7 protein-coding genes and 1 pseudogene are annotated in these 8,131 nt (G+C 40.1%); all 8 read left to right on the plus strand.

Annotation, left to right across the window (positions count from 1 at the left end):
• The first annotated feature begins 39 nt into the window (after positions 1 to 39).
• Entirely contained in the window at positions 40 to 261 is a 222-nt protein-coding gene (locus HMPREF1252_RS07140; RefSeq protein ID WP_001009056.1) for a hypothetical protein, read from the plus strand.
• A gap of 116 nt (positions 262 to 377) precedes the next feature.
• Entirely contained in the window at positions 378 to 875 is a 498-nt protein-coding gene (locus tag HMPREF1252_RS07145) for an antirestriction protein ArdA (RefSeq protein WP_002368312.1), read from the plus strand.
• 13 nt (positions 876 to 888) lie between these two features.
• Positions 889 to 1,281, plus strand: a complete 393-nt coding sequence (locus HMPREF1252_RS07150; protein ID WP_025186755.1) for a conjugal transfer protein — start codon at positions 889 to 891, stop codon at positions 1,279 to 1,281.
• Positions 1,265 to 3,712 (plus strand): ATP-binding protein, encoded by a 2,448-nt coding sequence (locus HMPREF1252_RS07155; protein ID WP_002368314.1) that lies wholly within the window; start codon positions 1,265 to 1,267, stop codon positions 3,710 to 3,712. The genes HMPREF1252_RS07150 and HMPREF1252_RS07155 overlap by 17 nt, the downstream gene beginning before the upstream one ends.
• Positions 3,713 to 3,714: 2 nt before the next feature.
• On the plus strand, positions 3,715 to 5,892 hold the full coding sequence (locus HMPREF1252_RS07160; protein WP_000804748.1) for a CD3337/EF1877 family mobilome membrane protein: 2,178 nt from the start codon (positions 3,715 to 3,717) through the stop codon (positions 5,890 to 5,892).
• Positions 5,889 to 6,890 (plus strand): lysozyme family protein, encoded by a 1,002-nt coding sequence (locus tag HMPREF1252_RS07165; RefSeq protein ID WP_000769868.1) that lies wholly within the window; start codon positions 5,889 to 5,891, stop codon positions 6,888 to 6,890. The genes HMPREF1252_RS07160 and HMPREF1252_RS07165 overlap by 4 nt, the downstream gene beginning before the upstream one ends.
• Positions 6,887 to 7,822 carry a conjugal transfer protein gene (locus HMPREF1252_RS07170; RefSeq protein ID WP_036747084.1) on the plus strand — a complete coding sequence of 312 codons (936 nt, stop codon included), beginning with the start codon at positions 6,887 to 6,889 and terminating at the stop codon, positions 7,820 to 7,822. Before HMPREF1252_RS07165 ends, HMPREF1252_RS07170 begins: the two co-directional genes overlap by 4 nt.
• A gap of 244 nt (positions 7,823 to 8,066) precedes the next feature.
• Positions 8,067 to 8,131 (plus strand): annotated as a pseudogene (locus tag HMPREF1252_RS09945) (tetracycline resistance determinant leader peptide); the annotation flags it as partial.

An 8,131-nucleotide genomic window follows, 5' to 3' on the forward strand; every position in this document is an offset into this window, starting at 1 on the left:
AAATACAAATTCACTGCATACAGAAAGGAGAACATTTTTATGAATTTTGGACAAAACCTTTATAACTGGTTTCTATCAAATGCTCAATCACTGGTACTTTTAGCAATCGTTGTAATTGGCTTGTATCTTGGCTTCAAGCGTGAGTTTAGTAAACTGATTGGCTTTCTCATCATTGCGATTATTGCGGTGGGCTTGGTGTTCAACGCTGCTGGAGTAAAAGACATTTTATTAGAGCTATTTAATCGCATTATCGGTGCTTAAATTAAACCGTTATTTTGTGGAATATAAGTGGTTTTCTTATGTTCCGCAAAAGAATGGTACACCAAACGAAGTGCGGTAGGGATTTTTGAATCTCTACAAAGAAAGGACGTGAACACATGGACGATATGCAAGTCTATATTGCCAACTTAGGTAAATACAATGAAGGAGAATTAGTCGGTGCTTGGTTTACCTTTCCCATTGATTTTGAAGAAGTCAAAGAGAAAATCGGCTTGAATGATGAATACGAGGAATACGCCATTCACGATTATGAGTTACCCTTTACGGTTGACGAATACACTTCTATTGGCGAACTCAATCGCCTATGGGAAATGGTATCGGAGTTGCCAGAGGAACTACAATCCGAGCTATCTGCTCTGCTCACTCATTTTTCAAGTATTGAGGAACTAAGCGAACATCAAGAGGATATTATCATTCACTCGGATTGTGATGATATGGCAGATGTCGCACGTTACTACATTGAAGAAACTGGAGTATTGGGCGAAGTGCCAACCAGTCTTCAAAACTATATTGATTACGAATCCTATGGTCGTGATTTAGAAATTTCGGGAACTTTTATCACAACCAATTATGGGATTTTTGAAATCGTCTATTGAAAGGATTGATTCTATGAAGAAAATACGAAGCTATACCAGTATTTGGTCTGTTGAGAAAGTGCTGTACTCCATCAACGATTTTAGACTTCCGTTTCCCATAACCTTTACGCAAATGACGTGGTTTGTCGTGTCACTGTTTGCGGTTATGATACTTGGCAACTTGCCACCTCTTTCCATGATTGAGGGAGCATTTCTCAAATATTTTGGAATTCCTGTGGCTTTCACATGGTTTATGTCTACAAAAACCTTTGATGGTAAAAAGCCTTATGGATTTTTGAAGTCTGTCATTGCTTATGCACTGCGACCAAAGCTGACCTATGCAGGGAAAAAAGTAACCCTTGGCAGAAACCAGCCACAAGAAGCCATTACGACAGTTAGGAGTGAATTTTATGGCATATCCAATTAAATACATTGAAAATAATCTGGTCTGGAATAAAGATGGCGAATGTTACGCCTATTATGAGCTTATTCCTTACAATTACTCATTCCTAAGTCCAGAACAGAAAATACAAGTGCATGATTCTTTCAGACAGCTTATCGCACAAAATCGTGATGGCAAGATTCATGCTCTACAAATCAGTACAGAATCCAGCATACGTTCTGCACAAGAACGTTCCAAAGAGGAAGTAACTGGCAAACTCAAAGTAATTGCCTATGACAAAATCGACCAACAGACAGACGCTTTAATATCCATGATTGGCGAAAATCAAGTGGACTACCGCTTCTTTATCGGCTTTAAGTTGCTTCTCAACGATCAAGAGTTTTCTATGAAAAGTCTTACCGTTGAAGCCAAAAATGCTTTGTCTGATTTTGTCTATGATGTGAACCATAAGCTAATGGGCGATTTTGTCAGCATGAGTAATGATGAAATCCTGCGTTTTCAGAAGATGGAAAAGCTCTTGGAAAATAAAATCTCTCGTCGTTTCAAAATCCGTAGACTGGATAAGGACGACTTCGGCTATCTGATTGAACATCTTTATGGACAGACAGGTACAGCTTATGAAGATTATGAGTACCATCTATCAAAGAAGAAGCTGGATAATGAAACGCTGATTAAATATTATGACCTTATTAAACCGACCCGTTGTCTGGTGGAAGAAAAACAGCGATACCTAAAAATTCAACAGGAAGACGAAACCGTCTATGTGGCGTACTTTACCATCAACAGCATTGTCGGCGAATTGGACTTTCCGTCCTCTGAAATCTTCTACTACCAGCAACAGCAATTTACATTCCCGATTGATACTTCTATGAATGTGGAAATCGTGGCAAACCGTAAAGCACTAAGCACCGTTCGTAATAAAAAGAAAGAACTAAAAGACCTAGATAACCACGCATGGCAAAGTGATAACGAAACCAGCTCTAATGTGGCGGAAGCTCTGGAAAGTGTCAATGAGCTGGAAAATAATTTAGACCAAAGCAAGGAATCCATGTATAAGCTCTCTTATGTGGTGCGTGTTTCCGCAAATGACTTGGACGAATTGAAACGTCGTTGTAATGAAGTGAAAGATTTTTATGACGATTTAAGTGTCAAGTTGGTACGACCATTTGGAGATATGCTGGGCTTACATGAAGAATTTTTACCATCAAGCAAGCGTTATATGAATGACTATATTCAGTATGTAACCTCTGATTTCTTAGCTGGACTTGGTTTCGGTGCTACTCAAATGCTTGGCGAAAATGAGGGTATTTATGTTGGCTATAGCTTAGATACAGGACGCAATGTCTACCTCAAACCTGCTCTTGCCAGTCAAGGGGTTAAGGGTTCAGTAACCAATGCATTAGCGTCTGCCTTTGTAGGTTCGCTAGGCGGTGGAAAATCCTTTGCGAATAACCTTATCGTCTATTATGCAGTGCTTTATGGGGCACAAGCAGTGATTGTTGACCCGAAAGCGGAACGTGGCAGATGGAAAGAAACCTTGCCAGAAATCGCTCACGAAATTAATATTGTCAATCTGACTTCTGATGAGAAAAATAAAGGCTTACTTGACCCTTACGTGATTATGAAAAATCCCAAAGATTCTGAATCACTGGCAATCGACATTTTGACGTTCCTTACGGGGATTTCATCACGAGATTCTGACCGTTTCCCTGTTCTACGAAAAGCCATTCGTGCTGTAACTAATAGTGAAGTGCGAGGTCTTCTGAAAGTGATTGAGGAATTACGGGTTGAGGGAACTCAAATAAGCACCAGCATAGCCGACCATATCGAAAGTTTTACAGACTATGACTTTGCACATCTGCTCTTTAGTGATGGATATGTGGAGCAGTCTATCAGTCTTGAAAAACAACTGAACATCATACAGGTTGCCGACTTGGTACTTCCCGATAAAGAAACCTCCTTTGAGGAATATACCACAATGGAGTTACTATCGGTGGCAATGCTGATTGTCATTAGTACCTTTGCGTTAGACTTTATCCATACAGACAGAAGCATTTTTAAAATTGTTGACTTAGACGAAGCGTGGAGCTTTTTACAGGTAGCACAAGGAAAAACACTATCTATGAAGCTGGTTCGGGCTGGTCGTGCTATGAACGCTGGGGTATATTTCGTGACCCAAAATACAGACGACCTCTTAGATGAAAAACTGAAAAATAACCTCGGCTTAAAATTTGCATTTCGTTCCACTGACCTTAACGAGATTAAAAAGACCTTAGCCTTTTTTGGTGTAGACCCAGAGGACGAAAACAATCAGAAGCGATTGCGTGATTTGGAAAACGGGCAATGCCTTATCAGTGATTTATATGGTCGTGTCGGTGTGATACAGTTCCACCCTGTATTTGAAGAACTGCTCCATGCCTTTGATACCAGACCACCTGTGCGAAAAGAGGTGTAAATGTGAAACCATCAATAGTAAACAGAATAAAATCAAACTGGACGCTGAAACGTCTAGGTAAAGTGGCAATGACAGTGGCTTTCACACTTGTGATTGCCATTTTTCTTTTAGCCATGCTGGGAACGGTGGTTCAAGCTGCGGGCTTGGTAGATGATACGGTCAATGTGGCAAATGAATACAGCCGATACCCACTTGAAAACTATCAACTGGATTTTTATGTGGATAATAGCTGGGGCTGGCTTCCGTGGAACTGGTCGGACGGGATTGGAAAACAGGTCATGTATGGACTATATGCCATTACCAATTTTATTTGGACAATCAGTTTGTATGTTTCCAATGCGACAGGTTACTTAGTACAGGAAGCCTATTCCTTAGACTTCATTTCCGCTACAGCAGATTCCATTGGTAAGAATATGCAGACCTTAGCTGGTGTGAGTGCAAACGGATTTTCAACAGAGGGTTTCTATGTTGGATTCCTCTTACTCTTGATTTTGGTTCTTGGGGTTTATGTTGCCTATACGGGACTGATAAAGAGAGAAACCACAAAGGCAATTCATGCCATTATGAATTTTGTGCTGGTGTTTATCCTATCGGCTTCCTTTATTGCCTACGCTCCCGACTACATTAAAAAAATCAATGACTTTTCATCAGACATCAGTAATGCCAGTTTATCACTTGGCACGAAGATTGTCATGCCCCATTCCGATAGTCAAGGCAAGGACAGCGTGGACTTAATCAGAGATAGCCTGTTTTCCATACAGGTTCAGCAACCGTGGCTACTGCTTCAATACAACAGTTCAGACATTGAAAGTATCGGTATTGACCGTGTGGAAAGCCTGCTCTCCACCAGCCCAGATTCCAACAATGGCGAAGACAGAGAAAAAATTGTTGCGGAAGAAATTGAAGACAGAAGCAATACCAATCTAACCATTACAAAGACCATTAACCGTTTAGGTACAGTCTTCTTCCTATTTGTCTTCAATATTGGGATTTCCATATTTGTATTCCTATTAACAGGAATCATGATTTTCTCGCAGGTACTTTTTATCATCTATGCTATGTTTCTGCCTGTGAGCTTTATTTTAAGCATGATTCCATCATTTGATGGTATGTCAAAACGAGCCATAACAAAGCTCTTTAATACCATTTTGACACGAGCTGGAATCACATTGATTATTACGACAGCATTTAGTATTTCAACCATGCTCTATACCTTATCGGCTGGTTATCCGTTCTTTTTGATTGCTTTTCTACAGATTGTGACCTTTGCAGGAATCTACTTCAAGCTGGGCGATTTAATGAGTATGTTTTCTCTACAGAGTAACGATTCTCAAAGTGTGGGAAGTCGTGTGATGAGAAAACCTCGTATGCTTATGCACGCTCACATGCACCGTCTACAGCGGAAACTTGGACGTTCCATGACTACTCTAGGGGCTGGGTCTGCCATTGTTACAGGTAAAAAAGGACAGTCGGGTTCGGGGAGTTCTGCAAGGACACAAGCAGATCACTCCCGACCAGACGGAAAGGAAAAATCAACACTTGGAAAACGTATCGGTCAAACCATCGGTACAGTAGCTGATACCAAAGACAGAATGGTAGACACTGCTAGTGGTTTGAAAGAACAGGTTAAAGATTTGCCGACCAATGCAAGATATGCAGTATATCAAGGAAAATCCAAAGTAAAAGAGAATGTCCGTGATTTAACCAGTAGTATTTCTCAAACCAAAGCGGACAGAGCCAGTGGACGCAAGGAACAGCAGGAACAAAGGCGAAAAACCATTGCGAAGCGTCGCTCTGAAATGGAACAGGTCAAACAGAAAAAACAGCCTGCTTCTTCTGTTCATGAAAGACCGACTACAAGACAAGAACAATATCATGATGAACAGACCTCAAAACAGTCTAATATTCAGACTTCATATAAGGAATCTCAACAAGCCAAACAAGAGCGTCCAGCAGTTAAGTCCGATTTTTCAAGTCCAAAAGTGGAACGCCAAGGCAATACCGTTCAAGAAAAAACCGTTCAAAAGCCAGCAACTTCAACCACTACAGCAGATAGAACTTCACAACGTCCAATCACAAAAGAACGTCCGTCTACTGTTCAAAGAGTACCACTACAAAATACAAGAAGTAGACCACCAATCAAAACCGCCACCATTAAGAAAGTCGGTAAGAAACCATGAAGTTGAAAACTTTAGTGATTGGTGGTTCTGGATTATTCTTGATGGTCTTCTCACTGCTTCTGTTTGTTGCCATTTTATTTTCAGATGAACAGGACAGCGGAATTTCCAATATTCATTATGGAGGTGTGAATGTTTCCGCAGAAGTGCTGGCTCATAAGCCTATGGTAGAAAAATATGCCAAAGAATATGGCGTTGAAGAATATGTCAACATACTTCTTGCGATTATACAGGTGGAATCGGGCGGTACTGCGGAAGATGTTATGCAGTCCTCGGAATCCCTCGGTCTTCCACCTAATTCATTGAGTACAGAAGAATCCATTAAGCAAGGTGTGAAGTATTTCAGTGAATTATTAGCCAGTAGCGAAAGGCTCAGTGTAGATTTAGAATCGGTTATCCAGTCCTACAATTATGGTGGTGGTTTCTTAGGGTATGTGGCTAATCGTGGAAATAAATATACCTTTGAACTGGCTCAAAGTTTCTCAAAAGAGTATTCAGGTGGCGAAAAAGTGTCTTACCCCAATCCCATAGCCATACCTATCAATGGGGGCTGGCGATACAACTATGGCAATATGTTTTATGTGCAACTGGTAACGCAGTATCTTGTCACAACAGAGTTTGATGATGATACGGTACAAGCCATCATGGACGAAGCACTGAAATATGAGGGCTGGCGATACGTTTACGGTGGAGCTTCCCCGACTACTTCTTTTGATTGTAGCGGACTGACACAATGGACGTATGGAAAAGCTGGAATTAACTTACCACGAACCGCACAACAGCAATATGATGTGACCCAGCATATCCCACTATCGGAAGCACAAGCTGGCGATTTGGTTTTCTTTCATTCTACCTATAACGCTGGCTCTTATATTACTCATGTTGGGATATACCTTGGCAATAACCGTATGTTTCATGCAGGCGACCCAATCGGTTATGCCGACTTAACAAGCCCCTACTGGCAACAGCATTTAGTGGGAGCAGGACGAATCAAACAATGAGAAAGGAAGATTTAATGATGAAATTTAGAAAAAATCAGAATAAAGAAAAACAGATACCAAAGGAAAAGAAACCTCGTGTCTACTATAAGGTCAATCCTTATAAAAAGGTTGTGATTGCCTTGTGGGTACTTTTAGGGCTTAGTTTCAGCTTTGCGATATTCAAGCACTTTACAGCTATAGATACTCATACTATTCACGAAACAACTATCATAGAAAAGGAATACGTTGATACTCATCATGTAGAAAATTTTGTAGAGAACTTTGCGAAAGTCTACTATTCATGGGAGCAATCCGATAAGTCCATTGATAATCGAATGGAAAGTCTAAAAGGCTATCTGACAGATGAACTTCAAGCTCTCAATGTTGATACAGTACGCAAAGATATTCCTGTATCGTCTTCTGTAAGAGGATTTCAGATATGGACGGTAGAGCCAACTGGCGACAATGAGTTTAATGTAACCTACAGTGTAGACCAGCTCATTACAGAGGGAGAAAATACAAAGACCGTCCACTCTGCTTATATAGTGAGTGTCTATGTAGATGGTTCTGGAAATATGGTACTGGTTAAGAATCCGACCATTACCAACATACCTAAGAAATCAAGTTATAAACCAAAAGCCATTGAAAGTGAGGGGACGGTTGATTCCATTACAACCAATGAAATCAATGAGTTTTTAACGACGTTCTTCAAGCTCTATCCTACAGCGACAGCCAGTGAACTTTCCTACTATGTGAATGACGGGATATTAAAACCAATCGGAAAAGAGTACATCTTTCAAGAACTGGTAAATCCTATTCACAATCGTAAGGATAATCAAGTCACGGTATCGCTGACAGTGGAGTATATCGACCAGCAGACCAAAGCAACGCAGGTATCTCAATTTGATTTGGTACTTGAAAAGAACGGGAGTAATTGGAAGATTATAGAATAACAAATATTGGTACATTATTACAGCTATTTTGTAATCACGTACTCTCTTTGATAAAAAATTGGAGATTCCTTTACAAATATGCTCTTACGTGCTATTATTTAAGTATCTATTTAAAAGGAGTTAATAAATATGCGGCAAGGTATTCTTAAATAAACTGTCAATTTGATAGTGGGAACAAATAATTGGATGTCCTTTTTTAGGAGGGCTTAGTTTTTTGTACCCAGTTTAAGAATACCTTTATCATGTGATTCTAAAGTATCCAGAGAATATCTGTATGCTTTGTATACCTATGGTTATGCATAAAAATCC

This window comes from Peptoniphilus sp. BV3AC2, assembly GCF_000478945.1.
Lineage (GTDB): Bacteria > Bacillota > Clostridia > Tissierellales > Peptoniphilaceae > Peptoniphilus_B > Peptoniphilus_B duerdenii.